Origin of the sequence: Lysinibacillus mangiferihumi (assembly GCF_003049665.1) — a bacterium.
Lineage (GTDB): Bacteria > Bacillota > Bacilli > Bacillales_A > Planococcaceae > Lysinibacillus > Lysinibacillus mangiferihumi.
The window spans coordinates 103470-130082 of sequence record NZ_PYWM01000001.1 but is presented as its reverse complement, the minus strand read 5'-3'; the positions used below and the strand labels follow the sequence as shown (position 1 = coordinate 130082).

General features: G+C 39.1%; 30 protein-coding genes. 4 read left to right on the top strand and 26 right to left on the bottom strand.

Going from position 1 to position 26613, the window contains the following annotated elements; genetic code table 11:
• Positions 1–170: 170 nt before the first annotated feature.
• Positions 171–1049, bottom strand: a complete 879-nt coding sequence (gene spoIIP, locus C9J37_RS00720; RefSeq protein ID WP_235616977.1) for a stage II sporulation protein P — start codon at positions 1047–1049, stop codon at positions 171–173.
• Positions 1050–1100: 51 nt separating this feature from the next.
• Positions 1101–2117, bottom strand: a complete 1017-nt coding sequence (gene gpr, locus C9J37_RS00715) for a GPR endopeptidase (RefSeq protein WP_025220063.1) — start codon at positions 2115–2117, stop codon at positions 1101–1103.
• A 163-nt stretch (positions 2118–2280) separates the two neighbouring features.
• Here gpr and rpsT point away from each other — a divergent pair, with 163 nt between their 5' ends.
• The gene (gene rpsT, locus C9J37_RS00710) at positions 2281–2529 is read left to right on the top strand and encodes a 30S ribosomal protein S20 (RefSeq protein ID WP_024363081.1); all 249 of its coding nucleotides are present in this window, start codon (positions 2281–2283) and stop codon (positions 2527–2529) included.
• Between the two features lie 214 nt (positions 2530–2743).
• On the opposite strand, the gene C9J37_RS00705 is transcribed toward rpsT, so the two are convergent.
• Both C9J37_RS00705 and holA read right to left on the bottom strand, forming a co-directional pair.
• Positions 2744–3778 carry an acyltransferase gene (locus C9J37_RS00705; RefSeq protein WP_107893821.1) on the bottom strand — a complete coding sequence of 345 codons (1035 nt, stop codon included), beginning with the start codon at positions 3776–3778 and terminating at the stop codon, positions 2744–2746.
• A gap of 57 nt (positions 3779–3835) precedes the next feature.
• Entirely contained in the window at positions 3836–4846 is a 1011-nt protein-coding gene (gene holA / locus C9J37_RS00700; RefSeq protein ID WP_025220064.1) for a DNA polymerase III subunit delta, read from the bottom strand.
• A 165-nt stretch (positions 4847–5011) separates the two neighbouring features.
• Here holA and C9J37_RS00695 point away from each other — a divergent pair, with 165 nt between their 5' ends.
• Positions 5012–5149 (top strand): YqzM family protein, encoded by a 138-nt coding sequence (locus tag C9J37_RS00695; protein ID WP_024363084.1) that lies wholly within the window; start codon positions 5012–5014, stop codon positions 5147–5149.
• A gap of 32 nt (positions 5150–5181) precedes the next feature.
• On the opposite strand, the gene C9J37_RS00690 is transcribed toward C9J37_RS00695, so the two are convergent.
• The 12 genes from C9J37_RS00690 to C9J37_RS00635 form a co-directional block, all read right to left on the bottom strand.
• Entirely contained in the window at positions 5182–7347 is a 2166-nt protein-coding gene (locus tag C9J37_RS00690) for a DNA internalization-related competence protein ComEC/Rec2 (RefSeq protein ID WP_235616976.1), read from the bottom strand.
• A gap of 122 nt (positions 7348–7469) precedes the next feature.
• Positions 7470–8039: a ComE operon protein 2 gene (locus tag C9J37_RS00685; protein ID WP_024363086.1), complete on the bottom strand. Its 570-nt coding sequence runs from the start codon at positions 8037–8039 to the stop codon at positions 7470–7472.
• A gap of 120 nt (positions 8040–8159) precedes the next feature.
• Positions 8160–8798: a helix-hairpin-helix domain-containing protein gene (locus C9J37_RS00680; protein WP_107893819.1), complete on the bottom strand. Its 639-nt coding sequence runs from the start codon at positions 8796–8798 to the stop codon at positions 8160–8162.
• Between the two features lie 228 nt (positions 8799–9026).
• The gene (locus C9J37_RS00675) at positions 9027–9767 is read right to left on the bottom strand and encodes a class I SAM-dependent DNA methyltransferase (protein ID WP_107893818.1); all 741 of its coding nucleotides are present in this window, start codon (positions 9765–9767) and stop codon (positions 9027–9029) included.
• Positions 9768–10112, bottom strand: a complete 345-nt coding sequence (gene rsfS / locus C9J37_RS00670) for a ribosome silencing factor (protein ID WP_107893817.1) — start codon at positions 10110–10112, stop codon at positions 9768–9770.
• A complete protein-coding gene (yqeK, locus tag C9J37_RS00665) occupies positions 10109–10681 on the bottom strand; it encodes a bis(5'-nucleosyl)-tetraphosphatase (symmetrical) YqeK (protein WP_024363090.1) in 573 nt (190 codons plus the stop codon). The genes rsfS and yqeK overlap by 4 nt, the downstream gene beginning before the upstream one ends.
• Positions 10650–11240, bottom strand: a complete 591-nt coding sequence (locus C9J37_RS00660) for a nicotinate-nucleotide adenylyltransferase (protein ID WP_024363091.1) — start codon at positions 11238–11240, stop codon at positions 10650–10652. Before C9J37_RS00660 ends, yqeK begins: the two co-directional genes overlap by 32 nt.
• A gap of 9 nt (positions 11241–11249) precedes the next feature.
• Positions 11250–11552, bottom strand: coding sequence for a ribosome assembly RNA-binding protein YhbY (yhbY, locus tag C9J37_RS00655; protein WP_025220069.1), 303 nt, complete (start codon positions 11550–11552; stop codon positions 11250–11252).
• 5 nt (positions 11553–11557) lie between these two features.
• The gene (gene aroE, locus C9J37_RS00650) at positions 11558–12388 is read right to left on the bottom strand and encodes a shikimate dehydrogenase (RefSeq protein ID WP_107893816.1); all 831 of its coding nucleotides are present in this window, start codon (positions 12386–12388) and stop codon (positions 11558–11560) included.
• Between the two features lie 31 nt (positions 12389–12419).
• On the bottom strand, positions 12420–13523 hold the full coding sequence (gene yqeH / locus C9J37_RS00645) for a ribosome biogenesis GTPase YqeH (protein ID WP_107893815.1): 1104 nt from the start codon (positions 13521–13523) through the stop codon (positions 12420–12422).
• Positions 13520–14044, bottom strand: coding sequence for a YqeG family HAD IIIA-type phosphatase (locus C9J37_RS00640; protein ID WP_231786343.1), 525 nt, complete (start codon positions 14042–14044; stop codon positions 13520–13522). The genes yqeH and C9J37_RS00640 overlap by 4 nt, the downstream gene beginning before the upstream one ends.
• A gap of 33 nt (positions 14045–14077) precedes the next feature.
• Positions 14078–14860, bottom strand: coding sequence for a phosphatidylserine decarboxylase (locus C9J37_RS00635; protein ID WP_107893814.1), 783 nt, complete (start codon positions 14858–14860; stop codon positions 14078–14080).
• A 136-nt stretch (positions 14861–14996) separates the two neighbouring features.
• On the opposite strand from C9J37_RS00635, the gene pssA reads away from it, so the two are divergent.
• On the top strand, positions 14997–15497 hold the full coding sequence (gene pssA, locus C9J37_RS00630) for a CDP-diacylglycerol--serine O-phosphatidyltransferase (protein ID WP_051147750.1): 501 nt from the start codon (positions 14997–14999) through the stop codon (positions 15495–15497).
• A gap of 87 nt (positions 15498–15584) precedes the next feature.
• Positions 15585–16292: an RNA polymerase sporulation sigma factor SigK gene (sigK, locus tag C9J37_RS00625; protein WP_024363098.1), complete on the top strand. Its 708-nt coding sequence runs from the start codon at positions 15585–15587 to the stop codon at positions 16290–16292.
• 405 nt (positions 16293–16697) lie between these two features.
• Here the strand turns inward: sigK and mtnN are convergent, their stop codons facing one another.
• From mtnN to C9J37_RS00570, 10 genes are all read right to left on the bottom strand, one after another.
• A complete protein-coding gene (gene mtnN / locus C9J37_RS00615; protein WP_107893812.1) occupies positions 16698–17390 on the bottom strand; it encodes a 5'-methylthioadenosine/S-adenosylhomocysteine nucleosidase in 693 nt (230 codons plus the stop codon).
• A gap of 212 nt (positions 17391–17602) precedes the next feature.
• The gene (locus C9J37_RS00610) at positions 17603–18265 is read right to left on the bottom strand and encodes a YrrS family protein (protein WP_107893811.1); all 663 of its coding nucleotides are present in this window, start codon (positions 18263–18265) and stop codon (positions 17603–17605) included.
• A gap of 109 nt (positions 18266–18374) precedes the next feature.
• Positions 18375–18863, bottom strand: a complete 489-nt coding sequence (gene greA / locus C9J37_RS00605) for a transcription elongation factor GreA (RefSeq protein ID WP_024363102.1) — start codon at positions 18861–18863, stop codon at positions 18375–18377.
• Positions 18864–19049: 186 nt separating this feature from the next.
• On the bottom strand, positions 19050–19688 hold the full coding sequence (gene udk / locus C9J37_RS00600) for a uridine kinase (RefSeq protein ID WP_024363103.1): 639 nt from the start codon (positions 19686–19688) through the stop codon (positions 19050–19052).
• Complete coding sequence (locus C9J37_RS00595; RefSeq protein ID WP_107893810.1) at positions 19688–20968, bottom strand: peptidase U32 family protein; 1281 nt, start codon at positions 20966–20968, stop codon at positions 19688–19690. The genes udk and C9J37_RS00595 overlap by 1 nt, the downstream gene beginning before the upstream one ends.
• 14 nt (positions 20969–20982) lie before the next feature.
• The gene (locus C9J37_RS00590; RefSeq protein ID WP_024363105.1) at positions 20983–21915 is read right to left on the bottom strand and encodes a peptidase U32 family protein; all 933 of its coding nucleotides are present in this window, start codon (positions 21913–21915) and stop codon (positions 20983–20985) included.
• Between the two features lie 5 nt (positions 21916–21920).
• Positions 21921–22553 carry an O-methyltransferase gene (locus C9J37_RS00585; protein WP_107893809.1) on the bottom strand — a complete coding sequence of 211 codons (633 nt, stop codon included), beginning with the start codon at positions 22551–22553 and terminating at the stop codon, positions 21921–21923.
• Positions 22554–22826: 273 nt separating this feature from the next.
• Complete coding sequence (mltG, locus tag C9J37_RS00580; RefSeq protein WP_107893808.1) at positions 22827–23945, bottom strand: endolytic transglycosylase MltG; 1119 nt, start codon at positions 23943–23945, stop codon at positions 22827–22829.
• A 129-nt stretch (positions 23946–24074) separates the two neighbouring features.
• Complete coding sequence (locus C9J37_RS00575) at positions 24075–25265, bottom strand: acyl-CoA dehydrogenase family protein (RefSeq protein ID WP_107893807.1); 1191 nt, start codon at positions 25263–25265, stop codon at positions 24075–24077.
• Positions 25265–26608, bottom strand: coding sequence for an LLM class flavin-dependent oxidoreductase (locus tag C9J37_RS00570; protein WP_107893806.1), 1344 nt, complete (start codon positions 26606–26608; stop codon positions 25265–25267). Before C9J37_RS00570 ends, C9J37_RS00575 begins: the two co-directional genes overlap by 1 nt.
• Between the last annotated feature and the right edge of the window lie 5 nt (positions 26609–26613).

The following is a 26613-nucleotide window of genomic DNA, read 5'->3' as shown; positions in this document are numbered from 1 at the left end:
CAACAATTGAAAGACCTAGTAAAAAATTTTTTTAGGTAATTCTCTCAATTGGCACCTTACATACCATTCATTACCCTTTATTGATGGCATCAAACTATTTTCTAAAGTGGACAGCGATGAAAAAATCGCTTGAACTTGAATAGGAAAAATTCAATATAGTTAATAACTGTTTAACTTTTAGATTCCGTTACAAAGGTTTTTGCAATTGCTTTTCCAATAACAGCAATTGTACGATTTAACTCATCTTCTGTATTATCGATGCCACCTAATTCAATTAAAATCATCTCTTTAGCTAAATCTTGATTGTAGCGACCATCTACATTATCACCACTTTTCGATATAACCCCTCTTGAAACCTTTGGCACAATGTCATTCATGGCAGCAGAAAGACTTTCTGCATAAGCCGTATTCCATCTGTAATTTTTATGTTCTGCGCCTACGACTATGGCAATACGTGCATATGATTGATTGTTATGCATAGTAGTTGTCGCATTCCGTTTGGCCGAATCTCGATGCAAATCAATTATTAAATTATAGGATTGCTCTTGTAAACGATTAGATAAATAGGGACGTACTGTGTTATAAGCTTGTGGAAAAGTTTTGCCTTCGGATTTCATTACCTTCATCACATCAACATCTAATACATCCGTCTGGATACCGTTCATGCTAAAGTGCTTGGAAATGGCGCCTTGTAAGTTATAAATATTTGTTTTGTCATCATAAACGTCCACTTTTCCTTTAACTGCTTTTACCATCGGTTGATAGGCTTCTTGTGAATGTGTAAATAATAATAATACTTTAAATGGATCCTGCTCTTTTGTCGGCTCTGACGTTGATTTTGGTGTCGATTCTGGTGTCTGCTCTTTCGTCTTCTCTAGTTCACTTTCTTCTTCTAAATTAGTAGCGGCAAACACGACTTGTTTATCCTCTGGTTGTTTAATCGGAGTCGATGCTTGCTTGTTGAACGGAAGTTGCCCAGCAATGACTGGTAATACGAAAAAGAACAATAATAGACCAATTGACCATTGTAGTTTTTTTAGCAAAGTCACACCCTCCTCCCCTTATCGTATGGAGGGGATGTGTCTTTTAGAACGATGAATTTATAGATCGTTTGCCCATTTTGTAAGCATAGTTGAAATGAGTGTTGCATACCGATCTATCCAATAATCGGCTTCTTTCGGTGTGACCATTAACTGTGCATGCGAAGCAGCAAAAGTCTCTTCAAAAAGCTGTTGACGCTCCTCTTTTGACCATGTTGCCCATTCACCGAAAATGGGTGTAACGAGGGACATATCAAGTTCTTTATTAATATCTGGACGCCATGAAGATAATGATAATTTAGACGACGGTTTTCCTCTCTCTGCAACTCGCGCTGCAATCGTGCGTAACATCACCTCTACTGCGTCAGCAATTAGCACGGGTGCATCAACAACTGTTGGAATCCCAATAGCCGTGACAGGGATACCAAGCATTTCTAAGGAAATTTCCTTGCGTTGATTGCCGACACCTGAACCTGGGTGAATGCCTGTATCGGTAAGTTGGATGGTTTTACATAAGCGGTCGCTTGCTCTTGTTGCGAGGGCATCTACGACGATGATGAGTTTTGGTTGTAGACGCTCAGCTAATGCTGCTACAAATTCACCTGTTTCATAGCCTGTTTGCCCTGTCACACCTGGTGCATACATGACAAATTTGTCATCGATTTTATCTAGACTATGCAAGTGATCGATAACATATGGTCCAATGGCATCTGGTGTTATCGTTCGATTGCCAAGCCCTATAATTAATATTTTGTCATCCTTCTGCCAAGAAATTGATTCATGTAACGTTTTAAAGTTTGCTAGCAAGGCTTTTTCAAGTTGTTCAAATCCATCCTCATCTTCTAATGTAAGCGTTGGTACGGAAAGGGTTATATATTTCCCTTCTTTTTTGCCTATTTGTTTCTTGCCTTCTGCGTTCACTTGGACATCGGTTATTTTCACGCGTCCTGCAGTGCGGTCTTCGATTTGAACCCCAGATGATTGTTCAAGTGTTTCTTTTTGTTCCTTCGTTTGATGTAAAACGACCTCTTCAGATTCATCAATTAAATCAGTCCGTTGCCAATTTAAATTTTGCATTCAGCTCACCTCAATTAGTAGTTTGTTCAAACTGTCAAGTAAATATTCTTTGCATTTATCTATTGCAATTTAGCCTAGCGTTTGTTAAAATGATTTTTGTTGTATTGACACAAGAAATCAATGAGAAGATATCATCTCGTACCTATTTTAGGAGGTGAAAGATATGCCAAACATTAAATCTGCGATTAAACGCGTAAAAGTTAACGAAAAAGCAAACGTTGCTAACTCTCAAGCTAAATCTGCAATGCGTACTACAGTGAAAAAAGCTGAAAACGCTGTTGCTGCTAACGCTGAAAACGCACAAGAACTTTTACAAGCAGCTTACAAATCTTTAGATAAAGCAGCTTCAAAAGGACTTATCCACAAAAACGCGGCGGCTCGTAAAAAGTCTCGCCTAGCTAAAAAAGCGTAAGTGTTTATAAAGGATCAGTTTACTCTTCTTGAGTAACTGGTCTTTTTTCGTTTTTCAACAATTATAGGATTGCCCAATAAAAAATCCGCTATGCTTCTTCGAAAAAACATGAGACCCTTAAAGGTGCTCCTTGTCTTCCCCTCGGAAAGGCACAGCGGATTTTATTTATCAGGAAAACGATTCATACTTGTTATTATGTATGAATCTTCCTTAACTAAATCACTCTTTTTAGATATGGTATTTTCTGCATAAGCCACACAACTATTGTGGAAAGCACTAAAATAATGAGTACTTGTAATGGAATAGCAATTAGCGGTTTGACAAAAAGCTCATTTTCATCAAAAAAGTACGGGCGGACTTTATCTAAGATCATTGCATGTACTAAGTACACACCAAAACTTGTTTGCCCAATTAACTTAACAATTCTACTTGTCTCATAGCTTCCGCTTGCCACTTTACGATTGACCCAATATTTCACAAAAACAAAGAGAGCGATACTCATCGCAATAACATTTGGACTAGAATAGGAAAAAGCATAGCTTGTAAATTGTCCTTGCTGCTCTGTTAAAACATTAGTACGTAGGATTGTTTCAAGTGCTCCAACTATCCCTAGCATGTAAATGCCCACACGCCATTTTTTCGATAGTTCAAATGTCGCTAAATAGTAGCCCAGTATAAAGAAACCGATATACTCACTTAAAGGGAAAAACAATGTAAATTCATTACTCACAATATATGAATAATAACGGAAACCTCCATAAAATAATATCCAGAGAACAACCACATAGGCTATCATTTGTTTCGAGGCATGATTAACGAAAATATTAAAGACGGGCGCTAGTAAATAAATACCGATAAGCGCATAAAAATACCACAAATGATAATATATCTGATTATTAAAAAACATGATTAGAAACTCTTTCAACGAATACCCAGGATTCCACATATACGTTGCCCACGCATAATAGATTATCGACCAAGCAATAAAAGGTAGTAAAATTTTATTCGCACGTTTTTTAAAAAAAGTACGCAGCGATTCTTCTTTCCGCCCAAGTAACAGTGCCCCACTAATCATTAAAAAAATGGGCACACACCAGCGCGATAATGCATTATAAACAATGCCTGTTTGCCAGTCAAATAAAGCAATTTTGTCATAAAGCACGACGTAAGGAGTCGCAGCATGCAAAAGTAATACGCCTAGAATCGCAATGGCTCTAAGGCTGTCCATGTACTGAATTCGTGTATGCACGTTCAAAAACCCCCCACGACATTATACAACCATTCATGTCCAACTAGTTAATGTTTTTTACAGTTGGCGTAGTAAAAATAGTTCTAAATATCGCTCGCGGTTTCCTCCTGCTGTTTTTAACTGTAAATCGACTTCTGCCAACTGATATAAAGCTTTCAGTAAACTTTCTTCAGATGGACGGTTGCGTTGCTCAACCATTAACTTGACACGATATGGGTGAATTTTTAAGTTTTTTGCAATTTGCTGTGGATGATAGCCCTTTTTCAGCAAATAAAACACATTCGACATCGTCCGTACATTCGAAGCAAGAAGCCCGACAAGCATAATCGGCTCCTGCTTTTGGCGCAATAAATCATGGTAAATCGACAATGCCGCTACAGGGTCATGTCCAAAATATGCGTTTAACATTTTAAAGGCATCCTGTTCTAACGTTTTTGCTACTAAATCTTCTACGAGCATCGTTGTTATTTCTCCGCCCTCACCTACATAGAGAGATAGTTTCTCCATTTCCATCTGTAGCTGTAGCATATTCGGTCCAACCATTGATACAAGCTGCTCAATAGCACTTTGTGTAATCGTATTGCCCTGTGCTTTCACAAGTCCTTGAATCCATACTGCTAAATCTTGTTCTTTCGGCGTTTCGGCTTGGACAATGAGCGCATGCTCTTTCATCATTTTTGTCACTTTTTTACGTTCATCTAGCTTTTCGTATGGTGCAATAAAAACTGTTACAGAAAAATCTGAAGGATTTGCAAGCCATGCCTCCAAACGTTTCACATCATGCTCGATTTTTTCTTTTCCCTTTTCAGTTGCCTTTAAAAACGATGCGTTTTTAGCAATCACCAGTTTACGCTCTGAAAAAAATGGAATCGTATCCGCTTCATCCATTACGACATCTACCGGTAATTCTTCCAAGTCAAAAGCAGTCATTTCAATTTCTTCTTCTGTGCCGAGTGCTTCCTTTAAACGTTTCACTGTTTCGTCTATAAAATAGCTTTCTTCACCAATGATTAAGTATACAGGTGCAAGCTGACCTTTTTTTATATTGTTCCAAACCGTTGATATCATATTTTTACCTCCATCTAGCAATACTATTAGTATACATGATTTAGTTTCTGTTGTGACTTTGGGCTAAATTGTGTCGATTCCTTGCCACATTGGTAATTCGTCTTTTCGATATAGCTTTTATGAAAATGATGTCTTATAATAAATAACAGAATTGGAGGGATGACAATGAATCCATTTGAAGGTAAAAATATACAATGCAAACGTAACGATGCTATTGATTCTGGCGTTGGTTTCGGCGTGTCTTTTGGGGTTTTCACTATTATGTTTATCATCGCAGTAATAGTAGACTACGCAGCAATGTAAGCTACCTTTTATACCAATGTAAAAGACCTTGTTCAGTTTTGGACAAGGTCTTTTTCAGTACGCACATGCCATCTATCTTTATGTGCTACCACTTCAATCGTCCCATCTGTACCCGTTATCATCGTTGCTAATTCACGCCGTCGAAAACGTTCGACTACTATTTCATGCGGATGATTGTAGCGATTATTACGTCCTGCACTAAAAATGGTTAATTTAGGCTGTAGAAGCTCTACAAATGGCTCAATGCTTGAAGTTTTACTACCATGATGCCCCGCCTTTAAAAGCGTTATGTTTGCCAATTGTGGTCCATATTGCTTTATTAACTGATGTTCACCAGCTTCCTCCAAATCGCCTGTTAACAATGCACGAAACGATTCCTGTTGTACAAATAACACAAGGGAATCATTATTGCCCTCATAATGTGTATCATCCGGTGATAAATAGTGAAAATTTGTCGACCCCACACGCCATGAAGTACCTTTCATTTTTTCTTTTACAGGAACTTTTTGTTTCGCCGCTTCCGCTAATAAGTCTTGCATTACTGGTTTATCGAGGGAGCTAGGTGTTACATGAATTTCACGCACCCTAATCTCCTCTAGCACTTCTTCTGCCCCCTCTACATGGTCAGCATCTGGGTGTGTCATAATCATTATATCCACCTGTCGAATACCTTTTCCTTTTAAAAACGGGACAATAACCTGCCTACCAACCTCATAGGGGCGCTTAGGAGCCTTCCAATCCTCTTCCTTGAATCGAAGTACACCTCCAGCATCTACCACGTATACGGCCCTTCTAAACGGTAATTCGATGACTGTACAATCACCCTGCCCTACATTTAAAAATGTCATTCTCGTTTCGCTATATAATTTAGGTGCAAATTCAATACAAAGAACAGGTATTAAAAGAATCATGGCAACTTTACCATAGCGTCTCGCTTCTAAAAAATACAAGCTACTAAGCACGCTAACAAACGCTAGACATACTAGCCATAATGCAGGTTTTCCAGGCGTCCATAGTTGCATCGGCAAAGCTTGTAAATATATGATGGCTTCCGACAGCCAAGCACGCAAAGGCTCATAAAATTTGAAAAATAGCTTAGCTAAAGGCATCGAGATGAACGAGACAATGAGCAACGTCAGATTTGTCGGTAAAATAACAACCGAAAATAATGGCACAAAAACAATGTTTGCAATAAACGATGAGATTGATAGTTCATAAAAGTGATAAAGTAATAGCGGATACACAAGTAGTTGGCATACAAACGTGACTAACAAAGATTTGAACAACCAGTGCCTGCCCTGCAAGATTGCATTCGAGTATAAAAGGCTCATTGTTGCAAGATAAGAAAACTGAAAGCCCAGTTGAAATATTACCCCAGGCTCCAGTAAAACAAAGCCAATAAAACTAATGGCTAGTGCGTCATCAACTGGCAACTGCCACCTCGCAAAGCGCATTAACATTACCAGTTCTACAACCGAAACAGCTCGAACTACAGAAGGCGCTCCACCGGCTAACACACCATACAGAGGTAACACAACGAGCAGGACAATTGTCGCTATTTCTTTTCGTATACCCACTCGTAGTAATCCTTCATAAAACAACCATGAAACGAGTGCGACATGTAAGCCAGAGATAGCAAATAGATGCGTAATGCCTAGCTTCTGATATGCTCGCTGATGCTCATCGTCTACATGATCCCGTAAACCAATAAGCAACGCCTGTGCCTCAGCTACAAGGGAGGCAGGAAAAATAGTTTCAATATGCTTTTTTAGGTGGAATCTGTACTTTGCAAGCACTATGCCTAATGATTTTTCTTTTGCTATCAACGACCAGCTCTTGACTTCAAAAATGCCCCTTGCGCCTTTGCTCACTAAATATTTATCAAAGGACAAAGCGTAAGCATGTGCTGGTGGATTCGGTGCTACCAGTTCTCCCTGAACGACATAGGTAAAACCTGTAATCGATGTCGTTTCATAAAAATGTTTTTCTTGCTCTGAGGACAATGTATACATCACATAGAGTGTTTCACCTGTCTCTGTTTTTGCAAAACCACTAAGCCGTTGCCCATTAATTTTATAGTCGCTCGTCCATGTTAATTGAAAAGTTGACGGTAAGGGGGAAGGTTCCGTCAATCGAATGGTGGAAAAAAAGAAGAAAGAAAGCAGTCCAACACCTATCACAAGTGCTGGTATCATCATTGCCTCACCTTTTAAAATAAGCCATGATGCTAATAACAGAACACCAACAAGTAGCCAAGCTGACTTGTGTGCCGCAAGCGAAGCAACAAGTACAGCTAGTGCTACATAAATCCATTTATGCTTTATTGTATTTTGCCAAATAATGCACTCACCTTCTGTTCATAAGGGAGCAATTTTTCTGCTGGCATGCCGCTTTCACGTAATGCATGTAGCATATCTATGTACAAGGCTAATTTTTCATTTCTTAAAAAATCAATTTTGCGCTCATCAAAGGGTACATGTAATACTTCTACACCTGCTTTTTTAAATAACTCTTGAGCATATGGATTATTTTTATAATCTGTTGCATAATAGACACGTTCAATTCCTGCTTGAATAATGGACTTCGTACATGGCAAACAAGGGAAATGTGTCACATACAAATCTGCTCCTTTGGTCGGTGTACCGTACTTGGCGCATTGTAGAAGAGCATTCATCTCTGCATGCACCGTACGTACACAATGGTTATCAACAACATAGCAACCCTCTTCAATACAATGTTCATCACCTGTAATTGAGCCGTTATAGCCTCCTGCTATAATGCGTTTATCACGTACAACTGTTGCGCCTACTGCTAGTCTTGTACAAGTACTACGTAACGCGAGTAAATGGCTTTGTGCCATGAAAAATTGATCCCAAGTAATACGCTCCATATGACTACCTCCTAAATTTACTTACATTAATAACAAACTGCGCTTCCATGCCACAGTCACTTTTCTACTCTAGTGTAGCCCTTTTAGAAAAGGGTCGTCAACTTCACATTATTTGTAAAATTAGTTAACCGTAATGGCATCCTTAAACTTTTCAAATGTTTTTTCACCGATACCTGCCACCTTTTTTACATCTTCTATTGTTTGGAAACGTCCATGTTCCTCACGGTAGGCAATAATATTTTGTGCCTTAGAAGGACCTATCCCAACTAATGTTGCCAGCTCTGTATGATCTGCCTTATTGACATTGATTTTATTATTCGTTGTCAGGTTGCTTTCATTTGCTGTGGCAATGTTGAAACTGGACATTACGTCATCAAGTTTTTCACCTTTTACAGGAATATAAATAACCATTTCATCCTGCACCTTTTGCGCATGATTAATGTACCGTGTATCAGCGTCCTCACTATAGCCGCCTGCAAGCTGGACTGCATCTATCATACGTTGATCTGGCTTAAGTGCATAGACACCTGGATGCAATACAGCACCCTTTATATCAATGAGCACCTGCTGTACGACCGCTTCTTCAACAGGTTCTTCTATTATTGCTAGCTGTTCTGTCGGTTGGATTGTTTCGATGAGCTCTTCTTGGGGAGGTGAAGAGTCAAATTTCGAGAAAAAGAAGTAACAAAGTCCACTGATTACTAGTATGCTGGGGAGCAACACACTTTTCTTATACTTTTGCCATAAAAATTGGATCATGCAAACCATCCTTTCTATGCAAAAGGTAATCATATGGAGTCTGTTTTAATCATATACTATCGTTCTGATGGAGAAAAGTAGATAGATGCTTTCTATCCAAAACAAAATTGTTCAAGCCATATATTATTAAAACCTTATATTTAATCAGAAAAAGTTCGGTATAATACCGAACTTTTCTAAGTATTGGCCTCCATCTTATCAAACTTTCAGGAGTACCTGTTGCAATTATCATTTCACCGCACGTATAAAAATGCGTTCACTTTCGTATTTTGGTGCTTCCTCTGTAAAATCTGCTGTTACTTCTATATCTGTAAAGCCAATCTCACGAAGCCATGTCATATAGTGTTCAATAGCAAATGTACGTTGGAAATGCTCCTCATCAAAACGTTCATACAAATCACTTCCAGCATCTCGAACATAAAACGTCATTTGATGGACAATCGAATGTTCATAGTCCCCAGGCTCTGTATGCCATACGTAACTAATATCTCCATCATCATACGTAAATGGTCCATCTAAAAAGATTTCATCCATTTTAAATAATGAATGGACATCAAAGAACAGTTGACCACCTGGTCGTAACGTATGAAAAATACGCTCTAGCGTCGAATAAACGTCTGCTTGTTCCACCACATAGTTAAGTGAATCAATGGCAATCGTGACAACATCCAGTGCCTCAAAGCCGTCCAATTCATGCATCGACATACAGAACAGCGGCACTTGTAAACCCGCCTCTGCAAAACGCTCTGCGGCTATAGCAAGCATATCTTCTGACAAATCAATACCACTTACCTGATAACCAGCCTTTGCTAGCATCAGGCCAAGCACACCAGTGCCACAGCCAATATCTAAAAGCTTCGGGAATTGTTTGCTCGGCGCATGTTGCTCTACCCACTTCACATAACGATCATACGGAATATCCGTTTGGAGCTCATCGTATACATGGGCAAAACGTTCGTAGCTACTCACTTACGCCTCTGATACGTCTAATTGTGGTGCATCGCCCCATAGACGCTCTAAGTTATAGTAAGCACGCTCATCCTTGTGGAATATATGTGCTACAACATCACCAAGGTCTACTAAAATCCAGCGTGCGCCATCGAAGCCTTCAACACGACGAATTTCGTGTCCCTCTTTCACTGCTACCTCTTGTAATTCACGCGCAATCGCTTGTACTTGGCGATCTGAATTCCCGTGTGCAATGATGAAATAATCTGCTAAAAGTGAAATACCTCGCATATTTAAAACGACAATATCCTCGCCATGTTTGTCGTCGATTGCTTTGTAAGCTGCTTGTAATAAAGTTGAAGTCATCCTTCACTGTCCTCTCTTTTCATCATATCGTTATAACATGCTATAGATAATGGATAGATGGCCTGTTTACTATCAATTAAAAACGCCAATGTATGACGTATGCAGGCACTCATAGCCTTATCCAAATTCTTTTGCGCTTTTTTTCGCAGACGTTCTACACCATCAAATTTTCGATTCGGTTCAATCATATCTGCAACAAAAATTATTTTTTCTAAATTACTCATCGCTACACGTCCTGTCGTATGGAAACGGATTGCATTTAATATCTCCTCATCCGTTATGCCGAATTCACTTTCAGCAATATACGCACCAACAGGCCCATGTAGTAGTTCACTGCCCCAGCCAATCAGTTGTTGATCTAACTGTTGTGTTTTAACGATTTCCTCCATCCATTCGATATCGGCATACTTTGCAATATCATGAAGAATGGCAGCTGTTTCTGCTTTGCTCTCGTTTTCACCATAGATTTTTGCTAACTGTATGGCTGTTTCCATTACACCAAGTGTATGGATATAGCGTTTCTCAGGCATGCGAGGTTTAATCGCTGCTAAATACTGTTCGCGTTCCATAAAGACCTTCCTCTCGTATAAACGTCTCTACCGCTTCTGGCAGTAAAAAGGTTACCGTTCTACCAGTAGCAAGGCGCTCACGAATCAGTGTCGACGATAAATCGATTTGCGGTACTTCCACCATTAATACAGGATACTCCGTAAGCGCTTCTGTCTTTGGACGCTTTACGCCGACAAATTGAACAAGTTCCACTAGCTCATCAATACAATACCACGTATGGAGTGAATCAATCATATCGCCACCAATGATAAAGTAAAACTTCACAGTAGGCTCCTTTTCACATAATGCAGCAAGTGTGTTATAGGAATAGGATACACCGCCCTTATCAACCTCATACGACTCAACACGAAAATGCGGATAAGGTTGAATGGCGCGCTTCACCATTTCTAGGCGTTTGTCATCACTCGCATCATGCGGAGCTTGTTTATGGGGTGGTAGAGCATTTGGCAAAAAACGTACCTCATCTAATTCTAATGCATGAAAGACTTCGTTTGCCATGATTAGATGTCCAATATGCGGTGGATTAAACGTACCTCCAAGTAAACCGACCTTCTTCATCGTTTCACCTTATTTCGCTGCTTTTGGTAACACAATTTTCTTGTTGTTACGTGATTCTTTATATAAAACAACTGTCAAGCCAATTAACTGAACAAGTTCAGCATGTGCACCTTTTGCAAGAGCCTCTGCCACTTCGTTTTTGTCATCTTCACAGTTATCTAAAATACGCACTTTAATTAGTTCACGTACTTCTAATGCTTCACGAATTTGCTTTGTCATTTCGTCATTCACGCCGCCTTTTCCTACTTGGAAAATCGGTGTTAAATGATGTGCTTCTGCACGTAAAAAACGCTTTTGTTTACCTGTTAACATAAAAATTATTGTCCTCCTAATTGCGCATTTAATCGCGCAATCATTGAATTTGTATTTGGATATTCATCGAGCCAGTATTGGAACGCAATCGCACCTTGATGTACGAACATTCCAAGACCAGTTACAACGGTCGCTCCTTTTTCCACAGCCGCTTGTAAAAAAGGCGTCATTAATGGATTATACACAATATCTGCAACAATTGCGCCTTTCGCTAGTCGATTCAATGAAAATGGCATCGAAAAGTCACCCGTTACAAGCCCAGCTGACGTCATTTGCACCAAAATGCCAAAGTCAGCCAACGATTCCTCCGCTTGCGCTAAAGAAATTGCACGCCCTGTTCCGAGTTCATCGATAATTGCTTGTGCATTGGCAACTGTACGATTGGCGATTGTTAAATTCATATATCCTTGTTGTTGCATGGCAAATGCGATGCCACGAGCTGCTCCGCCCGCTCCAATTAGAAGCACATGCTTATCTTTATGTGACTTGCCGACAGCTTCTTCTAATGAGCGTACAAAACCAAGCCCATCTGTATTGTATCCTTTTAACTTCCCCTCTTTTGTTCGTACAACGGTGTTCACCGCACCCATTTTTTCTGCTAACTCATCTAGCTCGTCTAAATAAGGAATGATTGCTGTCTTATGCGGTATCGTCACATTCCAACCACTAGCACCTAATGTTTTAAAACCAGCAATCGCTGCCTCTAACTGATGTGATGGTACGTGCACTGGAATATAGGCTGCATCGATTGCCATTTCTTCAAACCAAACATTATGCATGGCTGGTGATTTTGAATGCTCAATCGGATCACCAATTACTGCAAACCACTTCTTCATGTCCTAGTTCCTCTTCTCTTCTTTACTAATATTAAATGAGCGATGGACGAATTGATACTTGTACACCTTTTGGTGCATAAGCAGCAATGACCACATTCGCATGCTGTACCGTAATCCAGCCAAGTCCCGAAAAGACCACATCTGTTTTTGCTTCTTTGATTGAAAACTCATGACGGACTAACTCTGGAAGCTTATCGATAAAGTCTGCAGTCGGAGGTGCCAGTAATTCCCCCTTATGCTCAGCATATAGCGTATCTGCCTTTTCAAGCTTTGTACGGTGGATTGGCAAATCATTTGCCACATGAATTGTAAATGCTGAACGTTCCCCTTGAATAAAGTCAAATCGCGCAAGTGCACCAATAAATAATGTTTGTCCTGCATTTTGCTGATACACTTTCGGCTTAATTTCTTTTTTGGGCATAATATACTTTAATTCGCTTGCATCAATATAATGTGCCATTTGATGGTGATTAATAATCCCAGGTGTGTCATATAATGCACTACCATCATCGAGTGGAATTTCAATCATGTCCAATGTAGTGCCAGGGAAATGCGAGGTAGTAATGACTTCTCCTTCACCCGTAGCCTGCTTAATAACGCGGTTAATAAACGTGGATTTCCCAACATTAGTACAACCTACTACGTACACGTTTTGGCCGTTGCGATATTGGTCTATAGCTTCCATTGCCTCAGCCATTCCTTGGCCCTTATGTGCACTAACTAACAGCACATCAATTGGTTGTAGACCAAGTGCCTTCGCTTCACGTTTGAGCCAATTAATCACTTTTTTAGGCTTTACTGATTTTGGCAGTAAATCAGCTTTATTCGCTACTAATAGCACTGGATTTTTGCCAACGAAGCGATGAAGCCCTGGCAACCAGCTACCATTGAAGTCAAAAATATCAACGATTTTCACGATCAAGCCTTGCTGTGTTCCAAGGCCATTCAAAATACGCAGAAAATCGTCATCTGTTAATGACACAGATTGTATTTCATTGTAATTTTTCAAACGGAAGCAACGTTGACAAATGACTACGTCTTTTTCTAATGATGATGGGGGTGCATACCCTACTGCTGTTTTATCTTCTGTTTGAATTGTCGTACCACAGCCAATACAATTTGGCATTTCGTTCATTCTTGTTCCTCCCAAGTAATTATTCCTTTACGTTTTAAATCATTGAACACACGACGCTCAACGAAACGATTAAATTTTGTTACGAGCCCATCTGATTGTGCAACTGGTTTTACTAAAACAGTATGCAAGCCTAAACGTTTGGCGCCCATCACATCTGTAAGTAGCTGGTCTCCTACCATTACTACTTCATTAGGACGTAAGCCTAGTTGAATAACAGCACTATAAAAAGCATTACGAAGTGGCTTTCTTGCCTTATGAATATATGGAATGTTAAGTGGCTCAGCAAAATGCTTTACACGTGCTTCTTTATTATTTGAAGCGATAATTACACGAATGCCAGATTCCTTCATAATACGTAGCCAGATAATTAGCTCTTCCGTTGCATCTGCACGGTCCCATTCCACAAGCGTATTATCTAAATCTGTAATAATTCCTTTAATGCCTAATTCTTGAAGCTTTTCTGGTGTTATTTCAAAAATGCTTGTCACAAATTCATCTGGTAATAAAAAATTATACAAAATAGCGACCCCTAATCTAAACGTATTATTCGACCATTATAGCATATTTGCAAAGGCTTCACCCATGCGAATTGGACTTCCTTGTACAACATTGTCCGTAAATGTAATGGTATCTTTCTCAAATAGCATGACCACTGTCGAACCAAATGAAAAATAACCAACTTCTTCTCCCTTTTGCCACTGGGCTGTTGTATTTGTTAACACAATGGAATTGACAAAAGTAGCACCGACTTTAATAAATGCCACATGCTGGTCATTTGCCACTTTTAACTCCGTTACAAGACGATAGTTATGAGAAATTGGCTTTTTGCCATAAGTGAGTCCTAGCTGATTGACCGGGAAAGATGATTGTCCCAGTGTATATTGTCTTAACACATCGCCATCAATTGGGCTATGGATTCGATGATAATCAGCAGGACTTAAATAAAATACGATAAAATGTCCATCTGCATATTGCGCAGCACGATCTTTATTCCCTAGTAAGTCCTGTAAAGCATAAGGTTTGCCCTTTACAAGAAAAGTCATATCCCATTCAATGCGGCCAAAGGATTCCACTTTTGCATCCACTGGACTTGTAAAAACAGTAGGATTTTGGTCTATTGGTCGTGCATCTGTTAAAAGCTCTCTTGTAAAAAAATCATGCAAACTTGAAAATTGTTGTGGTTTTTTTGAAACTTCTTCAAGGTTAATATCGTATAATTTCATATAGCTTGGAATTATTCGCTTACTCCACTTCGCTTTAGCAATAGTTTGTAAAAGCTGGGAAGATTGTTTGCCATTCGTTAATTCTATTAAGCGTTGGTATAGTTTTTCTTTCATAAAGCAAAACCCCTATCCATTAAATTAGACTGTCAATTTTTTCTCATCCGAAGTATAATGGTACAATATCTTAAGTGCAAAGGAGTGATCCGCCTTGTTTTTTTATCACAAGTTGGTGGATACGACGGTTAAGAAAATGAAATCGCACGCAGCAAACTTCATCACAATTAGTAATATGTCCTTTGGTGGCGCGGCCATAATGGCCACTTTACATGAATATTATAGCTATAGTGTCTTGTTTATCTTTATTGCTGCTCTTCTCGATCGCTATGACGGGAAAGTGGCACGCGCGCTCGGACAAGTATCTGAGTTAGGTAAACAATTAGATTCTATGAGTGATATTATATCATTTGGTGTAGCACCTGCATTATTAATGTATGAAGTTGTCCTAGTTGATTTTGGTTTCGCGGGCATGATGATGACCGTTCTTTATATCGTCTGCGGTGCGATGCGATTAGCTCGCTTCAATATTAGTGAAGCAAACGGTTATTTTACTGGGCTCCCGATAACAGCTGCTGGTACGCTATTAACATTAACGTATTTTGCGTCGACTACGTTCCATCCAGCCTTTTATCTTTTCCTATTACCGATTTTAGCTTTACTAATGATTAGTACATTCACGTTAAGAAAAGTGTAACAGCGTAATTGCTGTTGCACTTTTTTTCATTGAACGACCTTTCTTAACATATACTGTCGAAAAATGGGGAAAGGATGAAATCATTCAATGAGCGGAATTTTTACTTCTATGTTGCAGTTATGGTTTGAAATCCCTGCATTATTCGGTTATTTAAAAGGGCAAACATTCCATAAACCCTTTTCTAAAGAAGAGGAAGCTGCTTGTATTGAACGATTTTTAGGTGGTGATGAGCAAGCGCGTCTCGATTTAATTGAGCGCAATATGCGACTTGTTGCACATGTCGTAAAGAAATTCCATCCAAAACATGAACAACTCGATGATTATATTTCCATCGGAACAATCGGTCTAATGAAAGCTGTTGAAAGTTATACACCCGATAAAAAGACGCGCCTTGCAACGTACGCAGCACGCTGTATTGAAAATGAAATTTTAATGCATTTAAGGACCCAGAAAAAAGTACAAAAAGATGTATCCTTATTTGAACCAATTGGCACAGACAAAGATGGCAATGCATTACAAATTCGCGACCTGCTACAATGCGATGAAGAAAGTGCAACCGAAAAAATCGAACATAAAGAACATGTTGCCCAGTTGTACCATTATTTGCACATGCTCGATGAACGCGAGCTGGAAATTGTCACACTCCGTTATGGGCTAAATCAGCATGATGCACTGACACAAAAAGAAATTGCTGCCCGCTTAAATATTTCTCGTAGTTATGTATCTCGCATTGAAAAGCGAGCACTCATTAAACTCTATCAATTTTATAAAAGAGATCAAAAGTCTATTGAGTAATTTATTGTAATTTGTTATTGATAAAAATTCAATCTTGACATAGCAGTACTTGTTTTATTGATGCTCTTTGCATAACGATTTTCATTAGTTGCTAACACACTTTAGCGTGGCTGGTGTCCATTGAGGAGTCCGTTGTTTCCTCGAACAATAAAAAGCTCCTTTTTGACTTTAACAGCCACAAAGGAGCTTTCTATAAAGTATTAATGCGTTGCTTCTGTCAGATCTGCCGAAATAAGCGTGCCGATTAACATTGTAATTATCACGACACCTGCTGTTAAAAATAGCATATTGAATACCTCCCATCGTACTATGAAGAGAATATAATGCCATTGTAGCATTGAAGATTATTTACGACTGTGATTTTTCTCACTTTTTCACTGCTCACTTTGTCTATTACATGTAGATTTATAGAGCCGTAATTGCTTTTAATACAATTTGTGTTGAATGTTTTGCAGCGACTGGTAAGAACTCATCAAAGCTGATGTTTGATTCTTTGCCAGCAATATCAGATAGTGCACGAATAACCACGAAAGGTGTTCCGAATTGATAGCATACTTGTGCAACAGCTGCCGCTTCCATTTCAACAGCTTTCATTTGAGGAAAATGTTGACGCACTGCTTCCACACGTACTGGGTCATTCATAAAGGCATCACCAGAGCAAATTAAGCCAATACCGTATTGATGTTCACCAACTGCTTTTACAGCTTCTTCGGCAACTTTTATTAATTTTGAATCTGATTGGAAAGCAGCAGGCATACCTGCCATTTGACCAATTTCATAACCGAAAATTGTAACATCTACATCATGATGACGTACTTCATCTGAAATAACAACAGCTCCAACTTCAAGGGCCTCATCATAACCCCCAGCAGACCCTGTATTAATGACTACATCTGGTTTGAATTCATGTAATAAAATTGTTGTCGACATTGCTGCATTGACTTTACCAATACCGCTTTTTAATAGCACTACTTCTTTTCCTTCATATGTCCCTGTTGTGTATTCACTACCAGCAATTGTTGTACTAGTAGCACCTTCTAAAGATGCGCGTAATAACTCTACTTCCTCTTCCATTGCACCGATAACTGCGATTTTCATGAATTCATTACTCCCCTTCTTTTATCCAACTCTATTAAACAACGATGTGTCGGCTTTGGCATCCGTATTGTAACAAGCACCCGCCACAAATCCCCAACATCCGTTGACGCTTTTCCATTACCTACGGATAATGGTTCTGGTCAACAAACATTGTGCTATTGAGCTATGTTTTTACCCAATAGATTTAAAAATAATCAATACAGCAGTTTTCGTCAATAGGCACCTTCTAATGTATTCAACTGTTCTAGTTTTACAGGAAGCCAGCCTTCGTTATCAACCCATTCCATGCTGACACGATACTTTTCACTTTTATCTTTTGTCGAAACCGTTGCAATGGCTTTATTGGCACCACCATTATTTTGCAAGCGCCAAACAATCATATTGTCATTTGTAATGCCAGTAACGGCTGTCACTGTCGCAATTTTTTCTGCCCAATCTACAGATTGATCATCGTAGGATGACACATGCTCTCCAGTTTGCGTTGTCGGCGTCGGTTTCCAACTTTTATCTGTGACAACACGGTCAACAATTGGATTGTCTGACGTCGTTTCAACTGCCGTATTTTGTTCTGGTTGCTGTTCTGCATCTTTCGACTCGTCTGAATCTTTCGTCTGTTCTTCATCTTGTGACTGTTCGTCGTTACTCGCTATGTCTTCCTCTTTTGAAGGCTCCTTCTCACTTTCATCGTTCTTTTGCTCTTGAGCTGGTTCCTCTTTAACAGCTTCTTGTGCGTCATCTTGCCACTTAAACACATACGTTGCCACTATCACAATTAATATAATGACAATGCCAATTAAAATATTTAACATTTTATCTAGCTTTTTATTGTGAGATGGCTGCAAATGACGACTGCTTCGTGTTTGTCGTTCACCCATGAAGTCTCCCCCTCTCTAGCCAATATTTTATCAAGTTCCACACGACTTGCAAAATAAAAACAGTTAGCTCTTCTCTAGAAAGAAGAGCTAACTGCTTGTACATCTGTGATTATTTAATTGAAAGAATTTTCACTTTCATTTCACCACCAGGGGTTTGTACAACTACTTCTTCACCTTCTGCTTTTCCAAGTAAGCCTTTTGCAATTGGTGATTCATTTGAGATTCGGAATTCCATTGGATCAGCCTCGGCAGAACCAACGATCGTATAAGATTCTTCATCAGAAGATGGTTTACCGTTAATAATTTCTACAAATGTAACCGTTTTCCCAAGCGAAACTACACTGTTGTCCGTTTCATCTTCAGTAATAATTACTGCGTTACGAATCATTGATTTTAATGTAGAAATACGTCCTTCTAAAAAGGCTTGCTCTTCTTTTGCTGAGTCATACTCGGCATTTTCAGAAAGGTCTCCGAAGTCACGTGCAATTTTAATACGCTCTACAATTTCTTTACGCGTTTCTGTTTCTAATTTCACTAATTCTTCTTCTAATTTTCTTTTACCCTCTGCAGTCATTGGGTACTGTTTTTCGTTTGACAAAGTACTTCACTCCTTATTTCATCAATATAAAAACATAAAACTCGACCAAATGCTTTGAAAAATGCATTTAATCGAATTTTATTATTTTTAATCCATTTCAAAATACGCTTTGACCTAATAGTATGCATGCCTTACAAAAATATGCTTTATAAAGCATGTAAATATTGTCAATACCACTCTATCTTATTACAATACGTTGTCAGTTTCAAGAATAGTTTTAATTTTCGTTACCATCAAATCAATCGCTACGCCATTCTCTCCACCTTCAGGAATAATAATATCAGCATAACGTTTAGTCGGTTCTATAAACATATTATGCATCGGTCGTACTGCAGATAGGTACTGGTCAATTACAGAATCTGTAGTACGTCCACGCTCTTTAATATCACGTAGAATACGACGAATAATACGTAAATCCGGATCCGTATCAACAAATAATTTGATGTCCATTAAACCACGTAAGTCTGCATCCTCTAATACTAAAATTCCTTCTAGTATAATAACATCTACTGGCTCTACATGGATAACTTCCTTGGCACGCGTATGCTGTACATAGTCATAAACCGGCTTATCGATTGGCTGACGCTTTAATAATTTTTTTATATGCTCAATCAATAAATCATTATCAAACGCTAGTGGATGGTCATAATTCGTTCCTAGTCGTTCTTCAAATGTTAAATGACTTTGATCTTTATAGTAGTAATCTTGTTCAATGACTACGACAGAATGCTCACGGAAAACATCATAAATAGCACGGGTCACACTCGTTTTACCTGAGCATGAGCCACCAGCGATTCCGATGACAACTGGACGCTTGATTGCCATTAATTATTCTCCTTTCGCATCATGTTGTGCGGTTGAAGTGGTGTTTCACATTTAAACTTAACAATTTGCAATGGATGACGTGCCGCATCTAAGCTATTGCCGTCCTCATCCCAAATTTCCCCCATTGTAATGCGGAAATTTTCGATTTCTGGCCCAAAAAATTCTACTTCATCACCTGGTTTAAAATAGTTACGTTGTTGCATCGTTACAATTTTTGTTTCAGGATCATGCTCTAAAATAAGCCCTGCAAATTCATATGTTGTTTTACGACCATGAACGCCAAACATTTGCTCTTCATGACCTGGTGCATCATGGAAAAACGCCTCAGCAGTGTCACGATTTGCACATTTATCTAACTCTTCTAGCCATTCCCGTTTAATTTTAAAATTGTCAGGGTCTGCACAATATGCATCAATGACTTTACGATAGACAGAAACTACTGTTGCCACATAGTGAATCGATTTCATACGGCCTTCGACTTTTAATGAGTCAATGCCAAGCTCAATCATATGTGGAATCGCTTCAATTAACTTTAAATCTTTCGGACTCATCGCAAAAGGTGCATGATTGTCATCGAAGAGCGCTTTTTCCTCGCCGTCTTCCAACTCGTATAAATCATAATCCCAACGACAAGATTGGCAGCAGCCACCACGATTGGAGTCACGTGCTGTCATATGATTTGATAACACACAACGACCTGAATAGGCGATACACATTGCACCATGAACGAATGCTTCAATTTCGATATCGACCTTTTCTTTCATTAGCTTCATTTCTTCGCCGCCCACTTCACGTGCTAGAACAACGCGGTGTAAGCCTTCTTCTTTCCAATACTGTACTGCTTTCCAGTTTGATAAAGATTGTTGTGTAGAAAGATGGATTTCTAGCTTCGGCGCAGCACTACGACATGTTTCGATAATAAGTGGGTCCGCTACAATAATGCCAGTAACGCCTGCTGATTCAATATCCTTTAAATATTGCTCTAAACCATCCATATTTTCATTATGAGCGAAAATATTCGTTGTCACGTAAATTTTTGATCCATACTTATTTGCAAACTCTACACCTTCACGCATATCTTCGATAGAAAAATTATCTGCGTTTGAGCGAAGACCGAATTCTCGACCTCCGATAAATACTGCGTCCGCACCATAATGGACAGCTACTTTTAGTTTTTCTAAGCTACCTGCAGGGGCAAGTAGTTCAGGTTTTTTTGTAATGACGCGTTTACCGTTTATCATTTCACGGATTTTGTCATTTTGTTCTAATGCCAATGCCATGTTCTTGCCACCTCCTAGTAAACTGTTTCCTTGAAGATAAAGCCCGTATCGAGTGGTCGAATAGCAGGTTGAATTTCTTCAATTTTAGCCAGTAAATCATCTTTAATATCGTCATATGCATCTTCTGATTCGTCAAAATATGTGTCAATTGCTCGACGATATGCTTCTGTAACTGTCACTACATATTCCGGCGTTTGTAAAACACCTTCAATTTTTAGCGCATCGATGCCTGCTTCAAATAACTCGCCTAGCTCATCAATAATGCACATATCATTTGGACTGAAAATATGTGTCCCATTTGCATCCTCATAAATTGGATATTTGTTGTTACGCTCATCATCATGAAGGAACATATTACGGTTTTCTTGACGATTTTCAATTGTCATTACTTTATCTTGATATAAGAAATAATGACCTAGTAATGGACGCTTCGATTGGAACATACAAGTCATGCCATGTACTTGTACTTCCACTTCTACTTCTGCGTTTTCTTTAATTTCTATTACTTCATCTAATGAAAGCTCACGCGCTAGCACAGCACGTGTTGCACCACGTTTACCCCAATAATTCGCAGTAAACCAGTTGGTAGCCGTCGTTTCCGGATTCCAGTGCAGCGGAATGGTTACACCTTGCTCGCGACGCACTATAATAACCGCAGGGTCGCCGTAAATTAAACGATCTACACCTATGCGTTGCATTTCTTTTAAGTAGTCACCTAATGCATCTAGTTTTTCGTTATGGAAAAGCGCATTCACTGCAACATACACCTTTTTGCCTGCTGCGTGTATTAGCTTCGTTGCTTCTTCTACTTCGCTCACTGAAAATTCTCCTGCAAGACGAAGACCAAATTGTTGTTCTCCAATGACAAAAGCATCGGCTCCAGCTGTTAACAGTGCTTTTACATGGTCCACTGATTGCGGTGTAACAAGCAATTCAGGTTTTTTCATAGTCGTCACCTCTTCAAACATAATAATAAGCCATCCCCGACTGGTAAAAATGCACTTGTATAGTCAGGATGGTGCATAATCCAATCGGTAAAGTTTTTTAAATTCCGAATCATTGTGCGCTTGCGACGTGGTACGTCTTTTAAGTCCAAATCGGACAAGCCATGCATATACATATTATCGATATACAAGACGCCTCCCGAGTTGACAAGAGGGGCATATTTTTCGAAAAATCGTTGGTATTGTCCCTTCGCTGCATCAATAAAAATCGCATCAAAAGTTGTGTGAATTGCCTTATCGTCTACCTCTAAAGCATCTCCCTCAATAACCGTAATACGATTGGACACAGTCGATCTTGCAATATAAGCTTTTGCACGAGCGACACGTTCTACATCACGTTCGATCGTAACAATCTGCACATTTGGCAAAGCTTCTGCCATCCGTATTGCTGAGTAACCAATTGCCGTGCCAATTTCTAAAATTTTTGACGGATTTTGAATACGTAGCAACTGATTCAGTGCGTCTATTCCTGCTAACTGCATAATCGGTACATGATTTTCTTCCGCATATGCTTCCATTTCTAAAAGCAAGTCATTACGTGGTTGAATAAATGATTGTATATATGCATCCGATAATTCCATTGTAAAATTCACCCTCATTTAAAAGGAAACGAGCACTCCCGTTATCCAAACTTCATCATCACTTTGCTACAAAAAGAAAAAGACCAAACGTGATGTCTTGGTACTTTGCCATACAAAAATGAGCAATTGTTAGTCGATATGCACGAAACAATTGCCACCACGTATAATTGATTAAAAATCACAATTTATAATAGCACGAAAATAGAAGGAAAGCTATTTTTCTTTCCTTCTATCTATTTTATTGTGCTATTTTTTGCCTCAAATTACTGAGATTTACTTAATATATTGTGCTTTCTTTTGCAAATGCTCATCATATGTTTTTGAGAAGTGGTTGACACCCTCTTTATCCGCAAGGAAATAGAAATAATCTGTTTTGCTTGGATTTAACGTAGCTTCAATCGAAGTTTTTCCAGCACCAGCAATTGGCCCTGGCGGTAATCCTTTATTTTTGTAAGTATTATAAGCATTTTCTACTTCCGTATCTTCATATAACACGCGGTCTTTATGTGAACCAAGGGCATATAAAACAGTTGGGTCTGTTTGTAGTGGCATGCCTTTCTCTATACGATTATAGAATACACTCGCTATCGTTTCACGATCTGTTTGTGCTGTTGCCTCTTCCTCTAATAACGATGCAAACGTTAAAAGTTGATGGACTGACATTTGTTTTTCAACTAACACTTCACTATAATTTTTCACTACATTATTCATCGCTGCAATCATTTCTTCAACAATTGACTCTAACGAAGGCTTTTCTTCAAAATAAGAATATGTTGCTGGGAATAAATAACCTTCTAAGTCATAGCGAATATTATCAGCTAAAACCGCATCTGTAATAAGTTCTGGATAGTTGGCCATCATTTTTTGAACAAATGCTTCACTTGTTACTAAATCCATAAACTCCTTTTGAGTATAAGGTGTTTTCTTTTCAACGATTTTACCAATCTGATCAAGTGTTAGACCTTCTGGAATCGTCATCGTAAAGATTGGCTCACGATACACCTTGCCTGTTTTTAAACTCTCAATCAGCTCGTCCAATGTCATCGCTTGGGTTAAATCATAATTTCCTGCTTGGAATTGAGATTCATTTTTAAACTTGGCATAATATTTAAAGACTTTCGCATCTTTAATAATGCCCTTTTTCTCTAACAAAGCCGAAATCGAACTTAAACTGGAGCCAATTGGTACTTCAACAGCAATGGTTTTAGTCGCATCCGGATTCACCGGTTTAAGCGCACTTTTTACGTAGTTGTACCCAATTAAACCGATAATGCCAAATAATAATAAAAACGTAATGGCTATAATAGCTACGATTTTTCTCACGATTTTTACCTCAGATTTTTTTTCTTCCATTTTTGAAAACATTTCTTGTTTTTTAGAACCGTTATCCACGGGTTTCCCCCCTATCACTATCCAATATCATACTAGAAATCAACTTTTTCGACAAACAGAAATGACAATTCAGGAGAAATTGCACACATAAAAAAATCTGCTAACACATTCTTTAGCAGATTTTTACCTTTATAATTGCAGCGCTCCTTGCTTTTTCTCTTCTACTAACAAACCTTGCGCTAGTTGAGCAATAACAACATCATCAGCTGGTGGATTAAAGCGGCTACACTGAACATCTCGAAAAAGTCGTTGCAATTTATTAGACTTCGACAAACTTCGGCCCCCAACAACTTGCATCGCTTTCGTCACAATATCTATGGCATGTTGACAAATCACATATTTTGCAATACTAACATCCTGCGCTAAATCCTGTTTACCTGTCGGGTGCTGTTCTGCTTGTGCAGCAATACTGTAAAGCGTACGACGTGCTGTTTGATACAACACCTCCATTTCTCCAATCTTTTGTTGCACATGGCTAGCTTGTGCAATTGTATTTTCCAAGCTATAAGAATACGTATTTTTCGCAAACTCGACTACATAATCCCTCGCCGCACCTGCAATTCCTAAATAGACCGCGGGAATTTCTAAAGAATAGACACGTCCATCTGCTAAAAATCGATTCACTTCATTCGGACGGTGACGATATAATAATGCCTCATCTGGCACAAAAGTATCGTGGAAAATGATATCATGACTACCTGTTGCTCGCATGCCCATTGCATCCCACGTATTCACCACTTCAACCTGCTCATTTTTTGTCATAAGAAACTCGGCAGTTACATTTTCATCTTCTAAATATGCAATAATCGTGAATTGCTTTAAAATTGGTGCTAGTGAAGCAAAAGCTTTCTCGCCGGTAATGATATAACCACCTGGAACTTTTTTGGCAGTCGTGCCAGGCAAACTTCCCCGTGAAATATTGCCCTTTCCTCGTTCACTATTAATAATATTTAACAGGGAACCTTCCTCCACAGCTTTACGACTTAGTTCTGCAAAAATATGCTGCGGCCACAACTTCGCTTCTCTTACATTTAAAAACGTTAATAAGTGCCAGCCAACCGCTAAAGCAGTTGACCCATCTCCTTTAGCAAGCTGCTCTTGCACTAATAGCATTTCATAGAGGGAAATTTCCTCGCCGCCGTATTTTTTCGGTACAGTCAATCGAAAATAACCTGCCTCCTCCAACAATTTAAAATGGTCAAAAGGAAACGCACCACTTTCATCATAAATAGCAGCTGTTTCTTCAATTTGCCCAGCAAGTTTACGGGCATATTTAACGAGCTGTTGTTCTCGCTCATTCCGGATAAAAACATCACGCATCAATCAATCACCTTACTTTTCGTAAATCGGTTTTGAGGTTTCTTTAGCCCTAAATGCTCACGCAATGTTGCCCCTGTATAATCTTCACGATAGATGCCACGCTCTTGTAATATTGGTACAACCTTCTCTACAAAGTTTTCTAAATCACGTGGTAACAACGGAAATTGCAGCATAAATCCATCAGCTGCCCCCTCCTTCAACCATCGTTCCATTTCGTCAGCAATTTGCACCGCTGTTCCAACAAAGGCATCACGTCTAGCAGGTCCAAACAGGCGGGCATACAACTCACCGACCTTTAAATTTTCTTTTTTAATAATCTCTAAATGCTCGTCAAAATGGCTTTGAATACTGTTGACAGCAGGAAACTCAACTTCAATAGCTGGCGTATCTAGTGAATATTTCGAAAAATCAACATTGCCCATATAACCTGAAACAAACTTCAAGCTTTCATATGGGTCTACCAATGATTGCAATTCATTGTATTGACGAATGGCTTCTTCCTCAGTATCACCTACTATTGGCGATATACCTTGTAAAACAAGCAACTCCTCCTCCGTTCGACCGAACGACGCTAGCTGTGCCTTTAAAGTGCGATAATGTGCTTTGGCTTTTTCGATATCATCCCAATGGACAAAAACAACTTCCGCTGTTCGTGCAGCTAATTGTTGTCCTGGCTTAGATGCTCCTGCCTCAATAATAACGGGTTGCCCTTGTAGAGAACGCGCAATGTTTAGCGGACCTTTCACAGATAAATATTTACCTTTAAATGCTGTTTCATGCACTTTCTTTTGGTCATAGAAAATATTATTTTCACGATCATAGACAAAGGCATCATCTTCCCAAGAATCCCATAATGATTGCACGACATCAATAAATTCTTCCGCTCGTTCGTAGCGATGGTCATGCTCCCAGTGCTGATCACGACTAAAGTTTAAAGCTGTTTGGCCGGTTGCATCTGCCGTTGTCACTAAATTCCATGCAACACGTCCATTACTGATATGATCAATGGACATTAATTGTCTTGCTAATACATACGGTTCACTGTAAGTAGTCGAAGCTGTTGCACCAAGCCCTATTTTGGATGTCGCTGCAGCTAGCGCTGTAATTTGAATCAGTGGGTCAAAACGATTTAAAATATGTGGATGGGATTCGTGATTAATGGCTAAACTATCCGCCACAAAGGCAATGTCGAATTTACCTTTTTCGGCAAGTTGTGCTACTTTTTGTAATGCTTTTATATCAATGCTTGCATCGACCTGTGCTAAAGGATGCTTCCATGCCGCAACATGCATGCCTGCCCCGATTAAATATAAAGCTAACTTTAATTGTTTGTTCTCCGCCATTTTTC

What these genes read in the sequence shown, in the direction of transcription:
- gpr (WP_025220063.1), bottom strand. Translation starts at nt 2,117, where the DNA reads ATGCAAAATTTAAATTGGCAACGGACTGATTTAATTGATGAATCTGAA.
- rpsT (WP_024363081.1), top strand. Translation starts at nt 2,281, where the DNA reads ATGCCAAACATTAAATCTGCGATTAAACGCGTAAAAGTTAACGAAAAA.
- holA (WP_025220064.1), bottom strand. Translation starts at nt 4,846, where the DNA reads ATGATATCAACGGTTTGGAACAATATAAAAAAAGGTCAGCTTGCACCT.
- C9J37_RS00695 (WP_024363084.1), top strand. Translation starts at nt 5,012, where the DNA reads ATGAATCCATTTGAAGGTAAAAATATACAATGCAAACGTAACGATGCT.
- C9J37_RS00690 (WP_235616976.1), bottom strand. Translation starts at nt 7,347, where the DNA reads ATGATGATACCAGCACTTGTGATAGGTGTTGGACTGCTTTCTTTCTTC.
- C9J37_RS00685 (WP_024363086.1), bottom strand. Translation starts at nt 8,039, where the DNA reads ATGGAGCGTATTACTTGGGATCAATTTTTCATGGCACAAAGCCATTTA.
- C9J37_RS00680 (WP_107893819.1), bottom strand. Translation starts at nt 8,798, where the DNA reads ATGATCCAATTTTTATGGCAAAAGTATAAGAAAAGTGTGTTGCTCCCC.
- rsfS (WP_107893817.1), bottom strand. Translation starts at nt 10,112, where the DNA reads ATGACTTCAACTTTATTACAAGCAGCTTACAAAGCAATCGACGACAAA.
- yqeK (WP_024363090.1), bottom strand. Translation starts at nt 10,681, where the DNA reads ATGGAACGCGAACAGTATTTAGCAGCGATTAAACCTCGCATGCCTGAG.
- C9J37_RS00660 (WP_024363091.1), bottom strand. Translation starts at nt 11,240, where the DNA reads ATGAAGAAGGTCGGTTTACTTGGAGGTACGTTTAATCCACCGCATATT.
- yhbY (WP_025220069.1), bottom strand. Translation starts at nt 11,552, where the DNA reads ATGTTAACAGGTAAACAAAAGCGTTTTTTACGTGCAGAAGCACATCAT.
- aroE (WP_107893816.1), bottom strand. Translation starts at nt 12,388, where the DNA reads ATGAAGAAGTGGTTTGCAGTAATTGGTGATCCGATTGAGCATTCAAAA.
- yqeH (WP_107893815.1), bottom strand. Translation starts at nt 13,523, where the DNA reads ATGAACGAAATGCCAAATTGTATTGGCTGTGGTACGACAATTCAAACA.
- C9J37_RS00635 (WP_107893814.1), bottom strand. Translation starts at nt 14,860, where the DNA reads ATGAAAGAAAAACTATACCAACGCTTAATAGAATTAACGAATGGCAAA.
- pssA (WP_051147750.1), top strand. Translation starts at nt 14,997, where the DNA reads ATGAAATCGCACGCAGCAAACTTCATCACAATTAGTAATATGTCCTTT.
- sigK (WP_024363098.1), top strand. Translation starts at nt 15,585, where the DNA reads ATGAGCGGAATTTTTACTTCTATGTTGCAGTTATGGTTTGAAATCCCT.
- mtnN (WP_107893812.1), bottom strand. Translation starts at nt 17,390, where the DNA reads ATGAAAATCGCAGTTATCGGTGCAATGGAAGAGGAAGTAGAGTTATTA.
- C9J37_RS00610 (WP_107893811.1), bottom strand. Translation starts at nt 18,265, where the DNA reads ATGGGTGAACGACAAACACGAAGCAGTCGTCATTTGCAGCCATCTCAC.
- udk (WP_024363103.1), bottom strand. Translation starts at nt 19,688, where the DNA reads ATGGCAATCAAGCGTCCAGTTGTCATCGGAATCGCTGGTGGCTCATGC.
- C9J37_RS00595 (WP_107893810.1), bottom strand. Translation starts at nt 20,968, where the DNA reads ATGGCATTGGCATTAGAACAAAATGACAAAATCCGTGAAATGATAAAC.
- C9J37_RS00590 (WP_024363105.1), bottom strand. Translation starts at nt 21,915, where the DNA reads ATGAAAAAACCTGAATTGCTTGTTACACCGCAATCAGTGGACCATGTA.
- C9J37_RS00585 (WP_107893809.1), bottom strand. Translation starts at nt 22,553, where the DNA reads ATGGAATTATCGGATGCATATATACAATCATTTATTCAACCACGTAAT.
- C9J37_RS00575 (WP_107893807.1), bottom strand. Translation starts at nt 25,265, where the DNA reads ATGCGTGATGTTTTTATCCGGAATGAGCGAGAACAACAGCTCGTTAAA.
- C9J37_RS00570 (WP_107893806.1), bottom strand. Translation starts at nt 26,608, where the DNA reads ATGGCGGAGAACAAACAATTAAAGTTAGCTTTATATTTAATCGGGGCA.